This is a genomic window from Bradyrhizobium sp. 199 (assembly GCF_023073355.1).
Classification (GTDB): Bacteria; Pseudomonadota; Alphaproteobacteria; order Rhizobiales; family Xanthobacteraceae; genus Bradyrhizobium.
Genome location: NZ_JADPJI010000005.1, coordinates 905,282 through 924,649 on the forward strand (window position 1 = coordinate 905,282; position 19,368 = coordinate 924,649).

Sequence of the window (19,368 nt, forward strand, 5' to 3'; positions counted from 1 at the left end):
CACACGATTTTGCCGTACGCCGATCACACCGGTCGTGTGCGCGACGCGTTCGCTCACGGCTCTCCGCCCTGCGAAGCTCTTCGCGCCGATGCAACTAGCGTCCACTGCCGCCCGGCCCGCGTTCGTGACGATCGCGATACGCCCCTCTTCCTCGGGCCGGGTTGCGACGACACATACGCCGTTTCCGAATTTCGGCAAAGTGGAATATTTTCCGCAACGCGGATTGACCGACCCATGGCCTGTTCTGCCCGTCGGGCAACGCAAGGGATTGTGTCCGGAGCGTTCAATCCGGTGGTCCAGGACGAGAACGGCACGTCGGTGATCACGCCGAGTGGCGATCCGGCGCAGGCCGAGGCCAAAATCGAAGAGGAACCCGGGCGCACGACAGTCTATCGCCGCGGCGGCGGCAACACGGCCCTCGTGACGCAGGGCACCGGACAAGGCGCCGCTGCCGCGCAGGACCTGCTCGACTGGCTGCGCAAGCCGCAGGGCCATTGACGCGCGAAGGCCCACCGTCCGATCTGGACGGTGGGCCTCGGGTCGAGTGGCTCTAGCGGCGATAGCCGCCGGTCAGCGTGCCGTTGTTGTTGCCATCAGGGCCGACATCGCCCTGGGTCGAGCTCGGGGTCGGATGGTTGGTGCCGTTCATTGCGCCATAGGGTCCCGCGACATCAGGATAGTACGCACGCGGCTGAACCGGCTCGTAAGGTGACGCGGTCCGATCCCAACCCACGCGCGGGCCGTTCCCGTCGTAGTAGCCTTGGGCCGAGGCAGCTGCAGTGCCCGCGACGAGTGATGCCGTGATCAGGCACAGGAGTTTAGATTTGTTCTGCATTCGAGATGCTCCTTGCTTGTGTCGGGAGCCAACGGTTGCAGTGCGGGAGCGTTCCGAACCTGTTGGCCCGTCCGCGATCAACTCCGATCAACTGGTTATGAGATGCGTTTTCGGAACGGAGTGCCTGTCAGCCCCGAATTCCGGGCGTCTTGCCGCAGCGGTTCCGCCGTTAATCCCGTGCCTTAACCAATAATTAATTATACGTTTGCGGGTGGGCGGCAGCCCGGCCTAGCGTCACTGCGGGGAGCCGCTATCGCTTAAGCCAAACGAGTTGGTGCGTATCATGACGTATAGAATGCATGGGGCCTTGCTCGCCTCGCTCAGCGCAGTCGCGCTGCTCCTTCCCGCCAATGACACTCTTGCCCGGGCTGGCGGCGCCGCGCCGCATGGGCTGACGGCTGCGCCTTCCGGCGCGATGGCGCGTGCGCCGATCGGGCCGGGAGCCAGGTTCCATCGGCGGAATAATCCCTGGGTCTACTGGCCGGGCGGCGGCGGGTTCTTCTACGATGGCTCCGGCTACAGCCAGCCCTTCGTCGATGCCGGGCAGCCGGTCTCCACCGACGTGCGTTACACCTACACCTATGACGTTCCCTGGGACTGGACGCATCGCTTCCCGCCGAACGTCGTGCCGTCCGACCGGCCCTATGTACCGAGCTGCCCGACGGAGCAGGTGACGGTTCCCGGCCGCGGCGGCAGCGAGCATACCGTCAACATCATGCGCTGCTATTGAGCGGCGATCTAACCTAGCTCGAAGCTGGTCACGCCGAAGACGCGGTCGATGCGCAGCGGCGCGATCGCTCCCGTGTACATCCGCGCGGTCTCGAAGACCGGCTCGAGGCCAAGCGCCTCCGCAAGCGCGATGGCCTTGCGATTGACGGCAGGGACATCGAGGAAGACTTCACCGATATCGGCGCTCGCAAGCAGGGCTTGGACGATCGCCTCCGCCGCCGCGCGATCGTCGGCGACGAGCGGGCCGATCTTGTGGCCTATCAGGCACGGCCGGATCACGCCCCATGCGGCAAGCTTGCCGTCGCGCACGAGCGCGCGGCCGACATGGCCTGACGTGTTGATCCATGCGCGCAGGAAGGCACTGCGCCGGGCCGGGAAGACGGTGGCGTCGTCGGCCTCCACATTTGCGAACGGGATCCTGTCGAGCGCAACGACATCGGCGGCCGGCCTTGAGGGTGCGGCGACGATGCCGCCATAGCGGATATTGGCGTAAGCGAGCTGGAAACCGGATTTCCTGTAATTGTCCTGCTGCGCCACGACGCCGTCGAGCCCGATCACGCGCGCGTTCGCATGCGCGATCGCCGCGTTCCAGATGCGCAGGCCGTGGCCGGAGCCGCGCAAATCTGCGCGCACGATGTAGAAGCCGAGGAAGGCGAAGCGGTCGTCGTAATTGACGCAAGAGACAGTCGCGACCGGCTCGCCGTCGATCTCGCCGACGAAGAAGCCCTGCGCGTCGGGAGCCGCGAAGCAGCCAGCATCCGAGAGGCCCGGATTCCAGCCCTCGGCCGCGGCCAAGTCGATGACGAGAGGGATCTCCTCGGGGCGCAAATTGCGGATCTGCAAATCACTCATCTTGCATTGCTCATAAGGCGCGTCCTTCGACCATGGACCTGCCGACAGGTCTGGCTGTAGAAGGCCTCATGATAGGTCGAGCCTGTGGCTCGCCTCAACTGAAGGGATGATCGGTCATGGCAGCAGAGAAGGTTGCGCTCGTTACCGCCGGCGGCAGCGGCATGGGGGCAGGGGCTGCGCGGCGGCTGGCGGCGGACGGGTTTCGCGTCGCGATCTTGTCGTCCTCCGGCAAGGGCGAGGCCCTGGCCGCCGAGCTCGGCGGGCTCGGCGTCACCGGCTCGAACAAGGAGAACGACGATTTGAAGCGTCTCGTCGACGGTGCCATGGCGAAGTGGGGACGGATCGACGTGCTCGTCAACAGCGCCGGGCACGGGCCGCGTGCGCCGATCACCGAGATTACCGACGAGCAGTGGCACACCGGCCTCGACACATATCTCCTGAACGTGATCCGTCCGACGCGGCTGGTGACACCGCTGATGCAGGCGCAAAAGGGCGGCGCCATCATCAACATCTCGACCGCTTGGGCGTTCGAGCCCAGCGCGATGTTCCCGACCTCGGCGGTATTCCGCGCGGGCCTTGCCGCCTTCACCAAGATCTTCACCGACGCGCATGCCGCCGACAACATCCGCATGAATAACGTTTTGCCGGGCTGGATCGACAGCCTGCCGCAGCAGGATGCGCGCCGCGACAGCGTGCCGATGCAGCGCTACGGCACGGTCGAGGAGATCGCGGCGACGATCTCGTTCCTGGCTTCCGACGGCGCGGCTTACATCACCGGCCAGAACATCCGCGTCGACGGCGGGCTGACGCGCTCGGTCTGAGGCAGGCCCATCCTGGTGCGGAAAGCCCCGGCTCGGCCGCGGCTTTCTATTTTGAAGCTCAACTGGCGTGCGCTGCCAGCAGTCGCGTCAGCGCGGGCAGGATCTTGTAGCGGGCGATCTCGTGCGGGTACTCGCCGCGATTGGCGAGCAGAACGATGGCGATCCGCCGCGCCGGCACCAGCCCTATATAGCCTGAGGCGTTGTTGAGGCCGCCCGGCTTGTCGACGACGGTGGCATCAGGCAGATGCACGGTCTCCCAGGCCATGGCCTGTCCGAATTTTTCGTTGACGCGGACGGCCTCACGTCGCGTCATCCGCAGCGCCTCGCGCAAATGCGGATCAATCGCCCGGCCGTCGACGCAGGCCGCGGTGAAGGCGGCAAGATCCCGGGCGGAAGAGAACATCTGACCCGTGCCGGGAAAGTCAAAATAGCTCTGCTGGCTGCCGATCGGCCCGATCGCCGCGCCCTGGTCGGAATAGCCCTGGACCACGCGCTGCATCCACGCCTCGTCCATGACGGCGCGATTGTCTGCGCCGCGCTCGGGGATGAAGGTGGCCCGCATGGCGAGGGGACGGAGAATGCGGTGCTGAATCAGCTCGCGGATCGGCCTGCCGTAGCAGCGCTCGAGCACGAGCTGAAGCACCACGTAGCCGGCATGGGTATAGACGCGCTGCCGGCCGGGCGCGACGCCCGGCGCCGGCGCGAAGGCGTTCAGCATGGCGAGGAACTGCTCGCGCGTGTACTGCTCGTTCGGCCAGGGCGGATGGTCGGTCGGCAGCAGCAGCCCCGAGGTATGCGTGACCAGCTGGCCAACGGTGACATCGCGGATATAGTTGCCGTCCAGCTCGGGCAAATATTTCGGCAGGCGGTCGTCGAGCCGCAGCTCGCCGCGCACCACGCCCAGCGCGACAAGAGCTGCCTCGAACGGCTTTCTTAAAGAGGCGAGGTTGAACAGCGTGTCCGGCGTCACTGGTCGTTTGGTGGCGTCATCGGCAAGACCATAGGTGAAGAACTCGACGTGGCGCCCGGCATAGAGGGCGGCGGCGAGGCCGCCGGCATGGTCCGGCGTCGCGGTCGGCGCCAGGTCGTTCGCGACGATGTCGCGCATCTGCGCGATCATATCCGAATCCGCCGAGGCGCGGCGCGGCCAGGCGAGGGCGAGTGGAACGAGCGCCGCCCTCAAGAGCGCGCGGCGGGTGAGGTGCGATGAAGTGACAACGGCTGGCACGGCTGTGACGCATGTGTGTGATGCGCCCCCGTGGCCTTCATAGCGTGAAGAGGTGAGGGTCCCAATTCACGATTGCGCGTTGTCGGTTCCTCATGACGGATGGTGGTTCGCAGCGCTGGATGCGCGAAGCGTTATCGAATGCTTTACTCCGAGCACGAACGCCCGGATTGTGCTTCGCGCCATGGGGCTGCGGCGCGACAATTTAAACTTAGCTAAGCGGCTAACAATCGTTGACGCCGGATCGTGGTGGCACTATAGTTAGCTTCATGGCTAACCAATTATGCCCCCTCGACCAGGTCTTCTCCGCGCTCTCCGATCCCACGCGGCGGGCGATCGTGATGCGGCTCTGTGCCGGCGAGGCTTCCGTCGGCGAGCTCGCCGATCCCTTCGACATGGCGCTGCCGAGCTTCATGAAGCACATCCACGTGCTGGAGACGAGCGGGCTGGTTCAGTCGGAGAAATCCGGCCGCGTGCGGACCTGCCGCCTCAGCCCGGATGCGCTGCTCGGTGCGGAGGACTGGTTCCAGCGGCAGCGCGCGATTTGGGAGGCGCGGCTCGACCGCTTCGAAGCCTACGTGATGAAGCTCAAGAAAGAGAAGGAGAGGGCGGCCGCCAAGCGGCCATCCCGAACAACCAAGAAGAAAGGTTATGAGTGATGACGAATTCTGCCAACCCCGCTCTTTCGCTGTGGTCGCTCGACCGCGAGATCGTGATGTCCCGCGTGATCGATGCGCCGCGCGATCTGGTGTTCGAGGCCTGGTCCGACCCGAAGCATTTGCCGCAATGGTTCGGGCCGAAGGGGTTCAAGGTCGAGACCTTCGAGATCGACGTGCGGGTCGGCGGCGTCTGGCGCTTCAACATGATCGGCCCCGACGGTACGGTCTATCCAAACCGCATGCGCTTCCGCCGCATCGAGCGGCCGTCCCTGATGGAGATGGATCACGGCCTCGACCAGGACGAGGACCCCGGCATGTTCCGCTTCACCGTCACCTTTGCCGAGCAGAGCAACGGCAAGACCGTGCTGATGATGCGCCAGTTGGCCTCGAGCGCCGAGCAGCGCGACGGCATGATCGGATTCGGCGCCGTCGAATATGGCTACCAGACGCTGGACAAGCTGGCAGCGTATGTGGCGAACCTGAAGAGGTGACAGGGCCGTGGTCATTCCGGGGCGCTGATAGAGCGAGCCCGGAATGACTGGATAGCGGAGCGATGCTAATCAAGCCGTCACCGCAAACGACGGCTTGACCCGCAAAGGTCAGGTGAGCGCGTTGGTGACCGGCGGCTCCTGCATCTGCTCAACTTGCGCCGCGCTGTCCGGCCGCGCCGGTCCAAGCACAGGCTCGTCTCCAAGCGGTTCGAAGCCTGGACGGGCGCTGAATTCGCCCCGGCCGTCGAGCGAGGGGCCTTCAGAATAGCGACCCGGCTCTACAGGAGCCCCGTTGCGTTCTGTGCCCATGAACATGTAGCTGAACTCGGTTGCTTCCTTGCTCCGGTCGAAGCTGTTCGGAATCGGCAGCGAGGCATCTCCCCCCATCTCCTCGATCACGGCGAGCCATTGCTGCTGATGCATGGTGTCGCGCGCGATCAGATAGCTCAACATATCCTGCATGCCCGGATCGCTGGTGGAGTTGTAGAGGCGTACGGCCAGCGTCCGGCCGGTGGCTTCCGCGGCAACGTTGCAATACATGTCGGCGGCGAGATTGCCGCTGGCGTAAACGTGCGAGCAATCAAAGGGGGTGCCGTCGCAATCGGCTGGAAGGGCTGCCATGCCGGTCGAGAGGATGTGCCGATGCAGCATCCCCTCGATCACATGCCGCGGCCTTTCTCCACCCGACATCACCGCTCCGACGATTGGATTGCCTTGAAGACTGGTCTCCTGCATCGTCGCCGGTGCATTCTCGAGGTTCAGCGCGACTGCGGTCGAGAGCATCTCGATGTGGCTGATCTCCTCGGTCGCGGTGTTGAGCAACACATCGCGATATTTGGCGGGGCCGCGCGCGCCCCAGGCCTGAAAGAAATATTGCAGGCAGACGCGGATCTCGCCTTCCACGCCGCCGATCGCCTGCTGCAACTGGCGGGCGAAGATCGGGTCGGGCTTCTCGACCCTGACCGGGTATTGTAGCCGCTTGTCGAAGTAGTACATGCGCAACTCCTTATGTCCTGGCGCAACTCGCCGAGGTGCAATTGCGCAATGAAGGCCGTCGGGTTGCGTTCCTAATCAGGTGCAATCGCAATTCAGATCGATTCCAAATTTGCGCGCGAGCGGTTGGCTGAAACGGATGCGGCCCCGGCGAGCACGATCGCCGAGGCCGCTTACGCGTCGTCCAGAGATTGCCGTTCAGGCTGCGCGAGCCGTGATCCGGTTAGCGTCGAGGGGCGGTACCGGTCGATGACGGAGTCGTCTCGTTGCGCATGCCCGGAGCGCTGGAGGCGCCTTGTCCGCCGCGCTCGGTATGAGTGGTGCCGCCACTGCCGGAGCCGGAGCCGTCTCCGGCGCTCCCTGAGGAGCCAGCGCCGCTACCGCCCGCACCAGCACCTGCGCCCGCTCCGGCGCCCGCGCCACCGGCGCCTGCACCTCCCGCACCGCCGCCTGCGCCACCCGCACCGCCGCCACCGGCGCCTTGTGCGATCGCTGCGCCCACAGAAGCGCCGGCCAACACGGCTGCTGTAAAGATCGTCAGAATTGTCTTACGCATATTGCTTCTCCTTGAGGTTTACGATGAGCCAATCACGCGCGGCGCCAAGCGTTCCTAACGCGGCGCGCGATCACGCCCGTCGATGCGGTGGCACGGCAACTTCGTCGAATCGTTCGGCGAGTGCGTCGAGCGCAGCGCGCATCTCCGGGCCTTGCATCGCCGCACCGTGACCGGTCACGACGATTTCGGGAGCGAGCGCGGCAAGTTCACGCACCGAGTTCTTGGCGCTCGCCCAATCCGGTGTGAAATACATGGGCGGTCCGTGCATTTCCGGCGTTTGGGTCATGGCCGCGTAGACGGACTCCTGCCGTGTGGTGATGAAAGCATCGCCGGCGATCAGCACGTGGTCGCGCTCGCGCCAGAGCGAGACATGACCGGGCGTGTGACCCGGCGTGGGGATCCATCGCCACTCTTGCATGAAGGGCACGCTGTGATCCGAGGGAAGATCATAAAGGTGGGATGCAACGTTGACCGGCCTGGTCGGAAACAGCGGAGAGAGCAGGGCGAGAAGGCCGCCACCAACGCCAGGATCGGCCGGCGGATAGGACTGCGTGCCATCGAGATAGGGATGTTCGGCAGGATGGGCGTAGACGGGTACGTCCCATTCGCGCGCGAGCGTCTCGAGCACGCCGACGTGATCGAAATGAGCGTGCGTCATGATGATGCACGCCGGACGGCCGTGGCCGCCGAACCGCGCGACGGCCGCGGAGCGGATCGCGGGAGCGGAGCCGGGAATCCCGGCGTCGACCAGCACCCAATTGCCGTCGCCCGCGCCTTCGAAGCCGACAAAGATCACGTTGACGATGGCAAGCTGCCGATAGGCGACGTCAGCAACGATTTGCCGCGTATTGTCGTTGCGGTCGACATCGAACTCGGGATGTTCCGCTTCTGCTGCGGAGGAGAGCGGAATTTGCGTCATGCCGGTCGAGCCCACCGTATCTGATGTCTCATCGTTCGATCGTCCCCATGCGCCGGATCTTTTGCTGAAGCAGCATCACCCCGTAGAGCAGCGCTTCCGCGGTGGGCGGACAGCCGGGCACATAGATGTCGACGGGCACCACCCGATCGCAGCCGCGCACCACGGAATAGGAATAGTGATAGTAACCACCGCCATTGGCGCAGGACCCCATCGAGATCACGTAGCGCGGTTCGGGCATCTGGTCGTAGACCTTGCGGAAGGCGGGAGCCATCTTGTTGGTCAAGGTGCCTGCCACGATGATCACGTCGGATTGCCGCGGCGATGCCCGGGGCGCGAAGCCGAACCTTTCGGCGTCATAGCGCGGCATCGACATCTGCATCATCTCGACCGCGCAGCAGGCGAGCCCAAAGGTCATCCACATCAATGATCCGGTCCGGGCCCAAGTGATCAACTCCTCCGCGGTGGCGGTGAAGAAGCCCTTGTCCGCCAGGTCATCCCGGATCTGCATGAAATACGGGTCCGAGCCGTTGTGCGGTTGTCCGTGCCCGGGACGCGCGCCGGAGAAATTGCTGGCAGCTGGAGTTCCGTCGGTCATCGGGCCATCGTTAATTTTGGGCCGCAACTTCGCGATGTGGCCCCTCGCTGCGATGAACCGCCGGTCGAGCTCGACGTTCCTGCCGCTGGAGCCTGTTTGGCGTTTTGCTATCGCAGGTTAGCGACGGGTCCTTCGACGGAACACCTGCTGAAACGGGTCAGCTCTGCTTCGGTCATCAGTCCCGTCTTCTTAGGAACAATCGCCGGTGCTTCCCGGTTGCGGGAGCGAGACCAGCCAATACGGAGGACAGCAAAATGGCCAACACAGCCCGTGATACGTTCGTGGTCGGACTACGCAATGCGCATGCAATGGAAGTGCAGGCGCGAGAGTTGATGGAGCGCCAGTCGGAGCGGCTGGATGAGTATCCGGAGGTCAAGGCGAAGCTCACCGCGCACCTTGAGGAAACCAACGAGCAGCTCAGGCGGCTGGAAAGATGCCTTGAAGCCTGCGGCGAGAGCACGTCCACCCTGAAGGACACGGCGCAGTCGGTGATGGCCAACATGATGGCCATGGCGCATTCGGTTGCCGGTGACGAGATCCTCAAGAACACGTTCGCCAACAATGCGTTCGAGAATTTCGAGATCGCCGCCTACAAATCTCTGCTGGCGCTCTGCGGCGCCGCCGGCATGCCGGAGGCCAAGGCACCGCTGGAGACATCGTTGAAGGAGGAGCAACGCATGGCCGCCTGGATCGATTCCAATGTCGAGAAGGTGACGATGGAGTTCCTGTCGCATCAGCGCCAGGCGGCGTAGTTTTTCGTTGCTCTCCAGGATCGAACCACCGGCGCGCGAGAGCGGCCGGTGGTTTTTCGTGCCTTGAGCCCGGCCGTGCCCCCGTAGGAACGATCGCCGCGCTCCGGCCTTGCCAATGATGACGCACATTATCTTCAGCGACTATCGCGATCCCGCCGCGGAGCAGGCTTACGAGATCGCCTGGGACTTTCTCGCGCGCAGCGGGACCATCCGTGATGAGTTCGAGGCCTGCGTGTTCCTGGCGCAGCGTATCACGATGATGGTCGAGGAGGGGCTGACGAACCGGATCCGCATGGCCAATCGCGCGATCTCGGAGTATCAGCACTATATCGAGGAGAGCGACGATGTCGTCCGCAGCGGCGGCCGACGTGCCGAAGGGTGAGCGGTACCCCGGCGAGTTGCTCGCCGCCTCACTCCCTGGCTTCGTCCGTGACGATGTCTCCGAGTTTCCGCCAGCGCTGGCCATCGAACTGCACCATCTGGAACTGCTTGTTGACGCGATAGTCGGTCGGCGAAGTCGTGACTGAGATGCCCGGCAGCGTCAGGTCGAGTTTGACGTTCTTCAGGTTGGCCGCCTGCCGCATCACGTTGTCGCGGGTGAGATCGTCGCCACATTGCTTCAACACCTCCACCAGCAGCTGGGCTGTGATGTACCCGTAGACGTTCAGGTTCGAGTCCTTGTCGCCTTCGGGGTAATATTTCGCCATGAAGGCAAGGTAGCGCTTCATGCCGGGATCGTCCTTCCATTCGGGATCGGCGGCATCCTTGACGTATCCGACGCTGATGACGCCCTTGGAATTGTCCAAGCCCGCCGGCTTCAGCACGGCGCTGAGCGAGGAGGCGTTGATGTCGATGATGTGCAGCGGCTTCCAGCCGATCTCCGCGACCTTCTTGATCGCCTGCGCCGCCTGTTTCGGCGTCGTTGCGCTGAACAGCACGTCGGCGCCAGCGTCCTTCAGCCGCAGGATCTGTGAGTCGATCGTCGGTTCGGTGATCTCGTAGGACGTCTCGGCCACGATCATGTTGGCCTTGCCGCCGAGACCAGCCTTGAGGCCGGCGAGATAGTCCTTGCCGAGATCGTCATTCTGGTAGAGCACGCCGATTTTTGCGTTCGGATGGTTCTTCAGCAGGTACTGCGCGTAGATCCGGCCCTCGACGAGGTAGGAGGGATTGAAGCCCATGGTCCAGGGAAAGTTCTTGGGATCGGTGAAGCGCGCCGCACCGGTTGCTGCGAAGAGCTGGGGGATCTTCTTTGCATTGAGATATTTCTGTACCGCGACGTTCGGCGCGGTGCCGATGATCTGGAACGTCAGCAGCACCTCGTCACTTTCGACCAGCCTGCGGGTCTGCTCGACGGTCTTCGGCGGCGAGTAGGCATCGTCATACTGGATCAGGTCGACCTTGCGCCCGTTCACGCCGCCCTGGTCGTTGATCATCTTCATATAGGCTGCCTGGGTCTTGCCGATCACGGCGTAGGCTGACGCCGGGCCGCTGAGCGGCACGGTCTGACCGACCTTGATCGCAGTATCGGAGGCGCCGGCATCGTATTTCTTCTGCGCATATGCTTGTGCGATCGACATCACGAGGGTGAGCGCGGTGACCGCCACGCGATCGAGAAGACGGTTCTTCATTTTCATTTTCCTGTTCGGAGACGGTCATTCGCCCTTGAGACCGGCGTCCCGGATCAGCTTGGTCCATTTCTGCGTCTCGGCGTCGATGAACCGACCGAACTCGGCCGCATTGCCGGCGCGCACCTCGAGGCCCTGAGCAGTCAGCTTGTCCTTGATCCCTGGTTCTGCGAGCGCACGCAGAACTTCGGTCTGGAGCTTGTCGACGATGGCGTGCGGCGTCGTCGAGGGCGCCATGATGCCGTACCAGCCGGCAGCGGCCACATTGGGAAAGCCCTGCTCGCGCAGGGTGAGTGCCTGCGGATAGAGTGCGCTACGCTCCGGCGAGGCGACGCCGAGCACGATGAACTTGCCGCTCTGGATGTAAGGCAGGGCGGTCGGCAGCGCCGTCAGGGTGGCATCGACGCGGCCCGCGAGCAGCTCGGTGTAGGAGGCGGCATCGCCCCGGAACGGGATGTTGAGACCCTTGACGCCGGCGTCACGAAACAGGAGCTCGCCCGCGAGGTGCGGCTGCGAGCCTGCGCCCGGCGAAGCGAAGGTCAGCCCATCGGGTTTTGACTTGCCGTAGGCGATCAGCTCGGGAAGCGTCTTGAATGGCGCATCGGCACTAATGATGAGAAACAGCGGCGCGACCACCGCCATTGCCACCGGCTGCAAATCCTTGCGGTCGTAGGTGAGTTTGCCGAAAAGCGCCTCGGCCGTGGCGTAGGGGGCGGCGACGTAGAGAATGGTGTAGCCGTCGCCCGGCGCATGGGCGACCATGTCGTTGGCGATGCGGGTGCCGGCACCCGGCTTGTTCTCGACAATGAATTGCTGACGTAGGCTGCGGCCGAACTCTTCGGCCAGCAGGCGCAGCGAGATGTCGTTGGAGCCGCCCGGGCCGTAGGGCGAGATCAGCCGCACCAGGCGCGAGGGCCAGGCATCCTCGGCCCGTGCCGTTGGGACCGAGCCGGCGACTAGGCCGCCTGCGATTGTGCCCAGCAGGGTTCGGCGTGTGACCTTGAGCGATGTCACTGTCATCTTCCTCCCTTTTGTGTTGTTGGTCATCTTTATTGTTGTTCTTGTTGCGATCAGATCACCTTACGCTCGGTGAGCCGTTCGATCTCATCCTTTGAAAGGCCGAGCCAATCCCGAAATACTTCGTCGTTGTCCTGGCCGACATCACCTGCAGCGTGACGCATGCGCGTGGGATCGACGGTGAAGCGCGGAACGACGTTGGTCATGGCGACGGTGCCGAAATCCTTGTCGGGGACTCGCGTGATGACTTCGCGCGCTCGCATTTGCGGATCGCTGGCGATCTGGTCGACCGAATAGATCGGGGCGAGCGTTCCTTGCGCGGCGTTGAATCTCGCGAGGACCTCGTCGAGGGGATGGGCGGCACACCAGCCGGCGAAGATATTGTTGAGCTCGGCAGCATGCTTGACGCGCTGGTCGTTGGTGGCGAAGCGCGGATCGTCGATGAGGTCGCGCCGCTCGATTGCCCGGCAGTTCGCCGCAAACAGCGCGTTGGTCGACCCCGCGAGCGTCACCCAATGATCATCGCCGGTGCGAAACACGGCGGCTGGTGCCGAATAGCCGTTGGCGTTGCCGATCCGGCTGCGAATGGCGCCGAGCTGATCGTGCTCGATGGCGAGGACGTCGAGCAGGCGGAAGGTGGCTTCGGTCAGCGAAAGATCGATCTCCTCGCCGGGAGCGTTCGGATCACGCGCCCGTTTCCACAGCGCCGCGAGCACGCCGACGGCGCCGAACAGGCCGCCGATCGAATCCCCGATGGGGTAGCCGGGATGGGTCGGCTCGCCCTTGCTCTCTCCCGTGATGTAGGTGAGCCCGCCCATGGCCTCGAAGATGCGGGCAAAGCCGGGTCGCTCGCGATAGGGTCCATCCTGCCCGAAGGCGGTGGCCCGCAGAATCACGAGGCGCGGCTGGATCGACCACAGCACCTCCCTCGGCAGGCCCCATCGATCGAGCGTTCCCGGACGGAAATTCTCGACCAGCACGTCGAAGCGCGGAAGCAGCTGCTTAAACAGCGCAAGCCCGTCCGGCATGCGCAGATCGAGCGTCGCAAATTTCTTGTTGCGGTTGGCCGCCTTCCACCACAGCGGCTTGCCATCCTTGAACGGCGGAAACGAACGCACGCCGTCGCCGTGGCCGGGCATCTCAATCTTGAGCACGTCCGCGCCGTAGTCGGCCAGCAGCGTTGCGGCAAAGGGCGCTGCGATGATGGTCGCGATGTCGAGAACCTTCAGTCCCTCGAGCGGTCCAGCCATGTCACGCCCTGGCGCTTGTGGTTTTCTTGGCTTTGCGCAGCGGCGTGAGCTCTGCTGGCCCGACGATGGCGCGGATGCTGTCGGCGAGCGCTGCGATGCGCGGTCCGATCTCACCCTCCAGCTGCCCCGGCTGGAGCCGGAAGGCGGGGATGCCGCAATTGATCGAGAACGACTGCCTCGATTCGCTGGCGTGAAACAACGGCGCGGCGACCGCATGGATCGAGGCCATGTATTCGCCCCAGCAGGTGCAGAAGCCGCGGCTTCTGCTTTGAGCGATCCCGGCTCGGTATTTGTCACGAAACGCCGACCATAGCTCGGCGTCTTCGGCTGCGATGTTCCGCTCGAGCCGGTCTGCTTCGGCCGGCGGCAGGGTCGCTGCCGCGGCGCGCCCCATCGCGGTCATCACCACGGGAATCGGCATGCCGATGTCGGGCGCGTGCGGCCCGACATCGCCGGAGCGCGCGGTCTCGACATAGATCATCGCGGTGGCGTCGAGCAGGCCGATCGAGACCGTGCCGCGGACGCTGAGCGCCAGCTCCTGCATCATCGGCCGCGCCACCTGGCGGAATTGCAATCCGGCAAGCAGAGGATGCGCGATCCGCAGGGCCCGCGCACCGACGCGGTACTTGGCTCGCCCGGCGTCGTAGCGGAGGTAGCCGAGCTCGGCCAGCGTGTGGGTCAGCCGCGCGACCGTTGGCCGCGGAATTCCGGTGAGCGTCGACAGCTCCATGTTGCCGAGCAGCGTGCTGCCGGCCTTGAACGCCTCGAGCACGACAAGCCCCTTTGCCAGCGTCGTGGCGAAGGCGGCGTCATCGATACTCTCAGCCAACACTGCGGCAGCGGAGGAGAGCGGATGTCGCGGCTTGGCAGAGTTGGTCGGTGTCATTCCTAAATATCAGCCGGAGAGATTTTCATCTGTCCAATAGATTCGAAGCTTCGCCGCAAAATGTCCGCTATGTGGACGCGCCAAACCGGCTGACCCCACAGATATTTGTCGATTGCGTGTCGTGCTGTGACAGGAATATTACGACGACATGTCAGATCGATAATTTGCGGAGCGGTTCATGCTGCAGTGGCAGGCGCGGTCGAATCCCCTCGCGTGGTGGTGGGGATCCCTCACGCTCGTGAGCGGCGCCAACATCCTCGTCTGGTTCATGCTGTACCGCGAGTTCTACCCAACGTCTCCGGGTAGCCTTAGTGGCCACTCAGATATCGGGCTGATGTTCCTGCTGTGCGCCGGCTATGTGTTCGGCTGCGCGTTCCGCTCGATCCTGCCGCGCGCCGACGTGCAGCGCATTTGCCTGTTCGACACCTGGCTATCGAGCGTGGTCGTCGGACGCTCGGTCGCGACGCTGGCCGAGCTCTGCTTCGTGGCGCAATGGGCCATTATCCTGCACCAGCTTGGCATCATGACCGGCGCCGAGACGGCCCTGAACGTCGCGCTCGTGATCGTGCCCATCATCATCATCGCGGAGTGCTTCTCCTGGTACGCGGTGGTGACCACCAACTTCCTCCACAACGCGATCGAGAATTCGCTCTGGGCGGTGACCTTCTTCCTCGCCGGCATCGCGCTATGCCGCCTGATCCCGGAATTCCAGGGGCCCGTGCGCTGGGTGCTGATCGCAGGCATCGTCGGCATCGCCTGCTTCCTGGCCTTCCTTATCACCGTCGACGTGCCGATGTATCTCAGCCGCTGGCGCGCAGGGCACGCCGAGGGCGGCAGGTTCCTGGGCTTCCTCGAAGGCCTGCACGACGTCTCAACGCGCTGGGTGGTGACCCGCGATATCGCGCATTGGAAGGGCGAGCTGACCTGGATGTTCCTGTATTTCAGCGCCGCGGTGTGGTCCAGCCTGGCACTCTGCGCGCTCTATGCGATGGGCTATCTGGCGCGTTATCTGGCCTGACGTTCAGGCCTCGCCGAGATCGAGCTGCGTCAACAGTCCCTGGCGCAGCGCCAGCCGGACCAGCTCGATGTCGGAGCCGACGCCGAGCTTGTCCTTGATCAGGGAATGCAGGTTCGCCACCGTCTTCGGGCTGACATGCAGCGTCTCGGCGATTTCGTCCGTCGTCTTCTCCGCGAGCAGCAGCCGCAGCACCTCGAACTCGCGCGCGGTGAGCACGTCGGCGGCCGAGCTTTCGCCGCCGAGCCGGCTTAGCGCCAGCTCGTGGTCGATGTCGGGGCTGATGGCGATCTTGCCGGCGAGCACGTCCATCACGGCGCGCACCAGCGTTTCGGGCGGGCTGGTCTTTGTGACGTAACCCCTGGCGCCGGCGCGGATCGCCTGCACGGCGAAGCCTGCATTCTGGTGCATGGTGAAGATGAGGATCCTGGCGCTCTTGTCCCACTGCCTGATCCGCCTGACGGCCTCGATCCCGCCGATGCCGGGCATGCTGAGGTCCATGATGACGAGATCTGGCGCCTCGGATTTGTACAGACGGTAGGCTTCCGCGCCGTCGGCCGCTTCAGCGATGACGCGCAGTCCCGGCTGCTTCTGCAGCACGGAGCGATAGCCCTCGCGGACCACGGAATGGTCGTCGACCAGCAGAATGGTCGCGTCGGCCGCGCTCATGCGGCATGCTCCAGCGGCTGCCGATCGGCGGCTGCGAGCGGAATGACGACGCGCAGCGCCGAGCCGCCATTGGTTCCGATTTCAAAGGTCATCCGGCCGCGCAGGGCCGCAACGCGCTCGCGCATGCCGAGCAGGCCCATGCCGGATTTGACGGACGCATCGCTCGGCCGGCCGTCGTCGTCGATGGCCAGCGCGATCTCATTTGCTGCCATCGTCAAATGTAGCCCGACCTTGGTGGCGCCGGCATGCTTGGCGGCGTTGGTGAGCGCCTCCTGGACGATGCGGTAGAGGTTGGCGCTGATCGCGGCGGGCAGGGTCTCGAACGCACCGTCGAAATGGATCGTGAAGCGCGTCTCGCCGCGGCTGCGTCCGTTCCAGCCGGCAACGAGGCCTTCCAGACTCGCAACCAGCCCGAGCTCCTCGACGTCGGGCGGGCGAAGCCGGAACAGCGTGCCGCGCAGCGTCTCCATCATGCCGGTCGCTGTCCGCGCGATGCCGTCGCATTCGGAAAGCAAAGCGGGGCAGTCCTGCGCGGCGGTCTGGCGGGCGGACGAGGCCAGCGCGCGGATAGCGGCGAGCGATTGGCCGAACTCGTCATGCAGCTCGCGGGCAAGATGGCGGCGCTCGTCGTCCTGCAGCGCGATCAGCTTCCGCGTCAGCTCGCTGCGTTCGGCAAGCGCATTGTCGAGGCTTTCGGCAAGATGGTTGAAGCCGTTGCGGATCGCGGAGAGTTCGGCGAGATCGAACGGCGGCAGCCGTGCCGTGAGGTCATTGGCCGCGATCCGCTCGAGGCCGGTGCAGATCAGGCGGGTTGGGCGCAGCGCGCGCGCCAGCGCGGCGTAAACCAGCAAGCACAGCAGCGGCAGCGCGATCGCAAGCGCGATCATCAGGCGGCCCGCCTCGTGCCACGCCTCTGCCGTCTGCACGGCCGAATCGACCGACACCACGGTCTCGCCGAGCTTGGCGCCGCGCACGATCACGGGCCGTGACGCTTCGCGGCCGGGATCGAACAGGCTGCGATAGAACGCCGCGAAGGCCTGCGGCGGCGGGCTCGCCGGGGCAGGCGCACCGCTGCAGAACCGCTGCAGCATCTCGCCGCTAGCGCCGCGGAAAGCCAGACACAGGCCCGGCGTCATCACATAGGCCGCGACGGGGTCAAGGTTGGGAAAATCGCGCGGGCCGGCCACCCACTGGATCTTGCCTTGTTGCAGCTCCAGCGACTTGGCCACGATCGCGGCGATGCCGTCGATGCGCGCGTGCACCGCGCGGTCGGCCGCGATCAGGAAATAGGCGGAGATTGCGGCGAAGCAGGCGGCCGTGATGGCGGCCACGCGCAACGTCAGACGGACCTTGAGATCGAATCTCGGGCGGTTCCACATCGAGGGCACCTGGCGCGAACGGGTTTGTCGCCTGCGCATTAAACGGCAGAACGCCAGCCGCGGAAAGCGCTACGCCCTGCCGCAGTGCAGCGTCGTGACATTTTCCCGGCGCTCGCCGGGACCGTTGCCGTTGCAAGGCTCGGGCTGGCCGCCGAGATTTGCGAACCGCTTGCTGCTGCGAGGCCCGCTCATGCACCTCTTCCGGTTGATCCTCCCTGCTTTTCTCTGGCTCGTGCCGCCTTGTTCGCCGGCTGCCGCCGAGCCGGCCATTGGCGTTGCCATGGATGATTTCAGCTATACCGATACCTCGGCCGAGCCAGCCAATCAGACCGCGGCCCATGAGCGGCGGCTGTCGGCATTCATGGCCGCGCTCAGGCGGGACATCGGGGAGGGTGGGCGCTATCGGCTGGTGCCCTCCGCCCAGGACGGCGCCGCGTTCAAGGTCATCGGCGGCATCCAGAAGACGAGCACGCTGGTGCAATGGGCCAAGGTCGCCGTGATCGAAGTCGGCGCCAAGCGGCTCGTGATGGACAAGCTCTACACGTTCCGCGGTGACAATGACGAATCGTGGGAGCGCGCTGAGATGTTCGTGTCTCGCGAGGTCATCGCGGCGCTCGCCCAGCCTGCGCCGGTCACGCTTGCCGTGTTCGATTTCGAGCTCGAGGACATGACCGCCGCCTCGGGGAGCACCTTAGCCGCTTCAGACGTTTCGTACCTGGCCGAGGTTACCGGCGGCGTGCGTGACGTCCTCGGCCAATCCGGCCGCTACCGCATCGCCGATGTCGGCAGCGCGCGCGGCGAGGCGGCGAAGGCAGGCGCTCTACGCGACTGCGGCGGTTGCGAGGCGGTGATTGCGCAGAAGCTGGGGGCGGATCAATCGCTGATCGGCGTGGTGCGGCGGGTCAGCCGTACCGAATACACGCTCGGCTTCCAGCTGCGCGACGCAGGCACCGGCGCGGTGCTGGCGCGTGGCGACAGCGGCCTGCGCGTCGGCGCGGACGATTCCTGGAAACGGGGCGCCGTGCGGCTGGTCAGCGACCAGCTGATCGAGAGCCAGCAGGCCGCGAGTGCAGCTAAAAAGTAAGCTGCACCTTCATTGATCGCGAGCGGTCGCCGGCAAGCTCGAAGGCCGCCACCGCGTCTCGAACGGCATGGTGGCCGTGATCAGCGGCTTTTTGTCGATGCCTTCGCCCATCAGCCGCACTTCGAGATCTTTGACCCGGACTTCGCCGGGGCCGCGCTCGGTATCCGGATAGTTGTCGATCCGCAGATCCTTCGGGGCGTGAATGACGACGGCGCGCATGGTCTCGTGTTCTGTTTCGAGGATCACATCGCGGCGATCATGCCGCCATCGACGTAGATGATCTGGCCGTTGACGTAAGTGGAGGCGTCCGAGGCGAGGAAGATCGCGGCGCCCACCAGCTCGTCCGGCCGGCCCCAGCGCTTCGAGGGAACGCGGCCCATCAGCCAGTTGTTGAAGTCGGTGTTGTTGACCAGCGCCTCGTTCATGTCGGTCAGCATGTAGCCGGGGCCGATCGCGTTGGCCTGGATGCCATGCTGGGCCCATTCCACCGCCATCGAGCGGGTCAGGTTCTTGATGCCGCCCTTGGCGGCGGTGTAGGGCGCGATAGTGGGACGCGCGAGCTCGCTGCCCAGCGAGCCGATATTGATGATTTTGCCGTGCTTGCGAGGGATCATGCGCTTGGCCGCCTCGCGGCCGATCACGAAGGCGCTGGTGAGGTTGGTCTCGATCACCTTGCGCCATTCGTCGGTGGTGAACTCGACCAGCGGTTTACGGTGCTGGATGCCGGCGTTGTTGACGACGATGTCGACCGCAATCCCTTGTCTGTCGAAATCGTTGAAGGTGGCGACGATGGCGGGCTCGTCGGTGACGTTGAAGGCGGCCCCTTCGGCCTCGTGGCCGGCGGCGCGAAACTCGGCGACAGCCTGCTCCACGCGCTTGGGGTCGACGCCGTTCACGATGATCCTGGCGCCGGCCTTCGCCATGCCCTCGGCGATGGCGCGGCCGAGCCCGCGGGAAGAGCCGGTCACAAGGGCGGTGCGGCCGGAGAGATCGAAGAGGGACGTGCTCATCTC

23 protein-coding genes and 1 pseudogene are annotated in these 19,368 nt (G+C 64.9%); 9 read left to right on the plus strand and 15 right to left on the minus strand.

Annotated elements, in window-relative coordinates:
* The first annotated feature begins 270 nt into the window (after positions 1–270).
* The gene (locus IVB28_RS12715) at positions 271–498 is read left to right on the plus strand and encodes a hypothetical protein (protein WP_247526520.1); all 228 of its coding nucleotides are present in this window, start codon (positions 271–273) and stop codon (positions 496–498) included.
* A gap of 52 nt (positions 499–550) precedes the next feature.
* Here IVB28_RS12715 and IVB28_RS12720 read toward each other — a convergent pair whose 3' ends face one another.
* Complete coding sequence (locus IVB28_RS12720; protein ID WP_247526521.1) at positions 551–835, minus strand: hypothetical protein; 285 nt, start codon at positions 833–835, stop codon at positions 551–553.
* Between the two features lie 283 nt (positions 836–1,118).
* Between IVB28_RS12720 and IVB28_RS12725 the strand changes: the two genes are divergently transcribed.
* On the plus strand, positions 1,119–1,565 hold the full coding sequence (locus IVB28_RS12725; protein ID WP_247526522.1) for a hypothetical protein: 447 nt from the start codon (positions 1,119–1,121) through the stop codon (positions 1,563–1,565).
* A gap of 8 nt (positions 1,566–1,573) precedes the next feature.
* Here the strand turns inward: IVB28_RS12725 and IVB28_RS12730 are convergent, their stop codons facing one another.
* Positions 1,574–2,416 carry a GNAT family N-acetyltransferase gene (locus IVB28_RS12730; RefSeq protein WP_247526523.1) on the minus strand — a complete coding sequence of 281 codons (843 nt, stop codon included), beginning with the start codon at positions 2,414–2,416 and terminating at the stop codon, positions 1,574–1,576.
* Positions 2,417–2,532: 116 nt separating this feature from the next.
* On the opposite strand from IVB28_RS12730, the gene IVB28_RS12735 reads away from it, so the two are divergent.
* Positions 2,533–3,237, plus strand: coding sequence for an SDR family oxidoreductase (locus tag IVB28_RS12735; protein ID WP_247526524.1), 705 nt, complete (start codon positions 2,533–2,535; stop codon positions 3,235–3,237).
* A gap of 58 nt (positions 3,238–3,295) precedes the next feature.
* Here the strand turns inward: IVB28_RS12735 and IVB28_RS12740 are convergent, their stop codons facing one another.
* The gene (locus IVB28_RS12740; RefSeq protein WP_247528522.1) at positions 3,296–4,357 is read right to left on the minus strand and encodes a serine hydrolase; all 1,062 of its coding nucleotides are present in this window, start codon (positions 4,355–4,357) and stop codon (positions 3,296–3,298) included.
* Between the two features lie 374 nt (positions 4,358–4,731).
* On the opposite strand from IVB28_RS12740, the gene IVB28_RS12745 reads away from it, so the two are divergent.
* Positions 4,732–5,121, plus strand: a complete 390-nt coding sequence (locus IVB28_RS12745; protein ID WP_247526525.1) for a metalloregulator ArsR/SmtB family transcription factor — start codon at positions 4,732–4,734, stop codon at positions 5,119–5,121.
* A complete protein-coding gene (locus tag IVB28_RS12750) occupies positions 5,121–5,612 on the plus strand; it encodes an SRPBCC family protein (RefSeq protein ID WP_247526526.1) in 492 nt (163 codons plus the stop codon). Before IVB28_RS12745 ends, IVB28_RS12750 begins: the two co-directional genes overlap by 1 nt.
* A gap of 108 nt (positions 5,613–5,720) precedes the next feature.
* Here IVB28_RS12750 and IVB28_RS12755 read toward each other — a convergent pair whose 3' ends face one another.
* From IVB28_RS12755 to IVB28_RS12770, 4 genes are all read right to left on the minus strand, one after another.
* A complete protein-coding gene (locus tag IVB28_RS12755) occupies positions 5,721–6,608 on the minus strand; it encodes a manganese catalase family protein (protein WP_247526527.1) in 888 nt (295 codons plus the stop codon).
* A gap of 220 nt (positions 6,609–6,828) precedes the next feature.
* Positions 6,829–7,161: a hypothetical protein gene (locus IVB28_RS12760; RefSeq protein ID WP_247526528.1), complete on the minus strand. Its 333-nt coding sequence runs from the start codon at positions 7,159–7,161 to the stop codon at positions 6,829–6,831.
* Between the two features lie 70 nt (positions 7,162–7,231).
* Complete coding sequence (locus tag IVB28_RS12765) at positions 7,232–8,080, minus strand: MBL fold metallo-hydrolase (RefSeq protein WP_247526529.1); 849 nt, start codon at positions 8,078–8,080, stop codon at positions 7,232–7,234.
* A 28-nt stretch (positions 8,081–8,108) separates the two neighbouring features.
* On the minus strand, positions 8,109–8,675 hold the full coding sequence (locus IVB28_RS12770) for an NADH-quinone oxidoreductase subunit B (RefSeq protein WP_276576211.1): 567 nt from the start codon (positions 8,673–8,675) through the stop codon (positions 8,109–8,111).
* A 254-nt stretch (positions 8,676–8,929) separates the two neighbouring features.
* Here IVB28_RS12770 and IVB28_RS12775 point away from each other — a divergent pair, with 254 nt between their 5' ends.
* Positions 8,930–9,427, plus strand: a complete 498-nt coding sequence (locus tag IVB28_RS12775; RefSeq protein WP_247526530.1) for a ferritin-like domain-containing protein — start codon at positions 8,930–8,932, stop codon at positions 9,425–9,427.
* Between the two features lie 118 nt (positions 9,428–9,545).
* Entirely contained in the window at positions 9,546–9,809 is a 264-nt protein-coding gene (locus IVB28_RS12780) for a hypothetical protein (protein ID WP_247528524.1), read from the plus strand.
* Positions 9,810–9,837: 28 nt separating this feature from the next.
* On the opposite strand, the gene IVB28_RS12785 is transcribed toward IVB28_RS12780, so the two are convergent.
* The 4 genes from IVB28_RS12785 to IVB28_RS12800 are packed head-to-tail and all read right to left on the minus strand — an operon-like array spanning position 9,838 to position 14,208.
* Positions 9,838–11,058, minus strand: coding sequence for an ABC transporter substrate-binding protein (locus tag IVB28_RS12785; RefSeq protein ID WP_247526531.1), 1,221 nt, complete (start codon positions 11,056–11,058; stop codon positions 9,838–9,840).
* Positions 11,059–11,082: 24 nt separating this feature from the next.
* Positions 11,083–12,075 (minus strand): tripartite tricarboxylate transporter substrate binding protein, encoded by a 993-nt coding sequence (locus tag IVB28_RS12790; RefSeq protein ID WP_247526532.1) that lies wholly within the window; start codon positions 12,073–12,075, stop codon positions 11,083–11,085.
* A 50-nt stretch (positions 12,076–12,125) separates the two neighbouring features.
* The gene (locus IVB28_RS12795; RefSeq protein ID WP_247526533.1) at positions 12,126–13,322 is read right to left on the minus strand and encodes a CaiB/BaiF CoA-transferase family protein; all 1,197 of its coding nucleotides are present in this window, start codon (positions 13,320–13,322) and stop codon (positions 12,126–12,128) included.
* Between the two features lies 1 nt (position 13,323).
* Positions 13,324–14,208, minus strand: a complete 885-nt coding sequence (locus tag IVB28_RS12800; RefSeq protein ID WP_247526534.1) for an IclR family transcriptional regulator — start codon at positions 14,206–14,208, stop codon at positions 13,324–13,326.
* 178 nt (positions 14,209–14,386) lie between these two features.
* Between IVB28_RS12800 and IVB28_RS12805 the strand changes: the two genes are divergently transcribed.
* Positions 14,387–15,226: a hypothetical protein gene (locus IVB28_RS12805; protein ID WP_247526535.1), complete on the plus strand. Its 840-nt coding sequence runs from the start codon at positions 14,387–14,389 to the stop codon at positions 15,224–15,226.
* A 3-nt stretch (positions 15,227–15,229) separates the two neighbouring features.
* Here IVB28_RS12805 and IVB28_RS12810 read toward each other — a convergent pair whose 3' ends face one another.
* Entirely contained in the window at positions 15,230–15,892 is a 663-nt protein-coding gene (locus IVB28_RS12810) for a response regulator transcription factor (protein ID WP_247526536.1), read from the minus strand.
* Positions 15,889–17,271 carry a histidine kinase gene (locus IVB28_RS12815; protein ID WP_247526537.1) on the minus strand — a complete coding sequence of 461 codons (1,383 nt, stop codon included), beginning with the start codon at positions 17,269–17,271 and terminating at the stop codon, positions 15,889–15,891. The genes IVB28_RS12810 and IVB28_RS12815 overlap by 4 nt, the downstream gene beginning before the upstream one ends.
* Before the next feature lie 190 nt (positions 17,272–17,461).
* Here IVB28_RS12815 and IVB28_RS12820 point away from each other — a divergent pair, with 190 nt between their 5' ends.
* Positions 17,462–18,355, plus strand: coding sequence for a DUF3280 domain-containing protein (locus IVB28_RS12820; RefSeq protein WP_247528525.1), 894 nt, complete (start codon positions 17,462–17,464; stop codon positions 18,353–18,355).
* On the opposite strand, the pseudogene IVB28_RS12825 reads toward IVB28_RS12820, so the two are convergent.
* Positions 18,345–18,481 (minus strand): annotated as a pseudogene (locus tag IVB28_RS12825) (L-idonate 5-dehydrogenase); the annotation flags it as partial. The gene IVB28_RS12820 and the pseudogene IVB28_RS12825 overlap by 11 nt on opposite strands.
* Before the next feature lie 116 nt (positions 18,482–18,597).
* Positions 18,598–19,365 (minus strand): SDR family oxidoreductase, encoded by a 768-nt coding sequence (locus tag IVB28_RS12830; protein WP_247526538.1) that lies wholly within the window; start codon positions 19,363–19,365, stop codon positions 18,598–18,600.
* Positions 19,366–19,368: the final 3 nt, after the last annotated feature.

Coding starts and splice junctions, on each gene's coding strand:
- IVB28_RS12720 (WP_247526521.1), bottom strand. CDS start 835: ATGCAGAACAAATCTAAACTCCTGTGCCTGATCACGGCATCACTCGTC.
- IVB28_RS12725 (WP_247526522.1), top strand. CDS start 1,119: ATGACGTATAGAATGCATGGGGCCTTGCTCGCCTCGCTCAGCGCAGTC.
- IVB28_RS12730 (WP_247526523.1), bottom strand. CDS start 2,416: ATGAGTGATTTGCAGATCCGCAATTTGCGCCCCGAGGAGATCCCTCTC.
- IVB28_RS12735 (WP_247526524.1), top strand. CDS start 2,533: ATGGCAGCAGAGAAGGTTGCGCTCGTTACCGCCGGCGGCAGCGGCATG.
- IVB28_RS12740 (WP_247528522.1), bottom strand. CDS start 4,357: ATGATCGCGCAGATGCGCGACATCGTCGCGAACGACCTGGCGCCGACC.
- IVB28_RS12745 (WP_247526525.1), top strand. CDS start 4,732: ATGGCTAACCAATTATGCCCCCTCGACCAGGTCTTCTCCGCGCTCTCC.
- IVB28_RS12750 (WP_247526526.1), top strand. CDS start 5,121: ATGACGAATTCTGCCAACCCCGCTCTTTCGCTGTGGTCGCTCGACCGC.
- IVB28_RS12755 (WP_247526527.1), bottom strand. CDS start 6,608: ATGTACTACTTCGACAAGCGGCTACAATACCCGGTCAGGGTCGAGAAG.
- IVB28_RS12760 (WP_247526528.1), bottom strand. CDS start 7,161: ATGCGTAAGACAATTCTGACGATCTTTACAGCAGCCGTGTTGGCCGGC.
- IVB28_RS12765 (WP_247526529.1), bottom strand. CDS start 8,080: ATGACGCAAATTCCGCTCTCCTCCGCAGCAGAAGCGGAACATCCCGAG.
- IVB28_RS12770 (WP_276576211.1), bottom strand. CDS start 8,675: ATGACCGACGGAACTCCAGCTGCCAGCAATTTCTCCGGCGCGCGTCCC.
- IVB28_RS12775 (WP_247526530.1), top strand. CDS start 8,930: ATGGCCAACACAGCCCGTGATACGTTCGTGGTCGGACTACGCAATGCG.
- IVB28_RS12780 (WP_247528524.1), top strand. CDS start 9,546: ATGACGCACATTATCTTCAGCGACTATCGCGATCCCGCCGCGGAGCAG.
- IVB28_RS12785 (WP_247526531.1), bottom strand. CDS start 11,058: ATGAAGAACCGTCTTCTCGATCGCGTGGCGGTCACCGCGCTCACCCTC.
- IVB28_RS12790 (WP_247526532.1), bottom strand. CDS start 12,075: ATGACAGTGACATCGCTCAAGGTCACACGCCGAACCCTGCTGGGCACA.
- IVB28_RS12795 (WP_247526533.1), bottom strand. CDS start 13,322: ATGGCTGGACCGCTCGAGGGACTGAAGGTTCTCGACATCGCGACCATC.
- IVB28_RS12800 (WP_247526534.1), bottom strand. CDS start 14,208: ATGACACCGACCAACTCTGCCAAGCCGCGACATCCGCTCTCCTCCGCT.
- IVB28_RS12805 (WP_247526535.1), top strand. CDS start 14,387: ATGCTGCAGTGGCAGGCGCGGTCGAATCCCCTCGCGTGGTGGTGGGGA.
- IVB28_RS12810 (WP_247526536.1), bottom strand. CDS start 15,892: ATGAGCGCGGCCGACGCGACCATTCTGCTGGTCGACGACCATTCCGTG.
- IVB28_RS12815 (WP_247526537.1), bottom strand. CDS start 17,271: ATGTGGAACCGCCCGAGATTCGATCTCAAGGTCCGTCTGACGTTGCGC.
- IVB28_RS12820 (WP_247528525.1), top strand. CDS start 17,462: ATGCACCTCTTCCGGTTGATCCTCCCTGCTTTTCTCTGGCTCGTGCCG.
- IVB28_RS12830 (WP_247526538.1), bottom strand. CDS start 19,365: ATGAGCACGTCCCTCTTCGATCTCTCCGGCCGCACCGCCCTTGTGACC.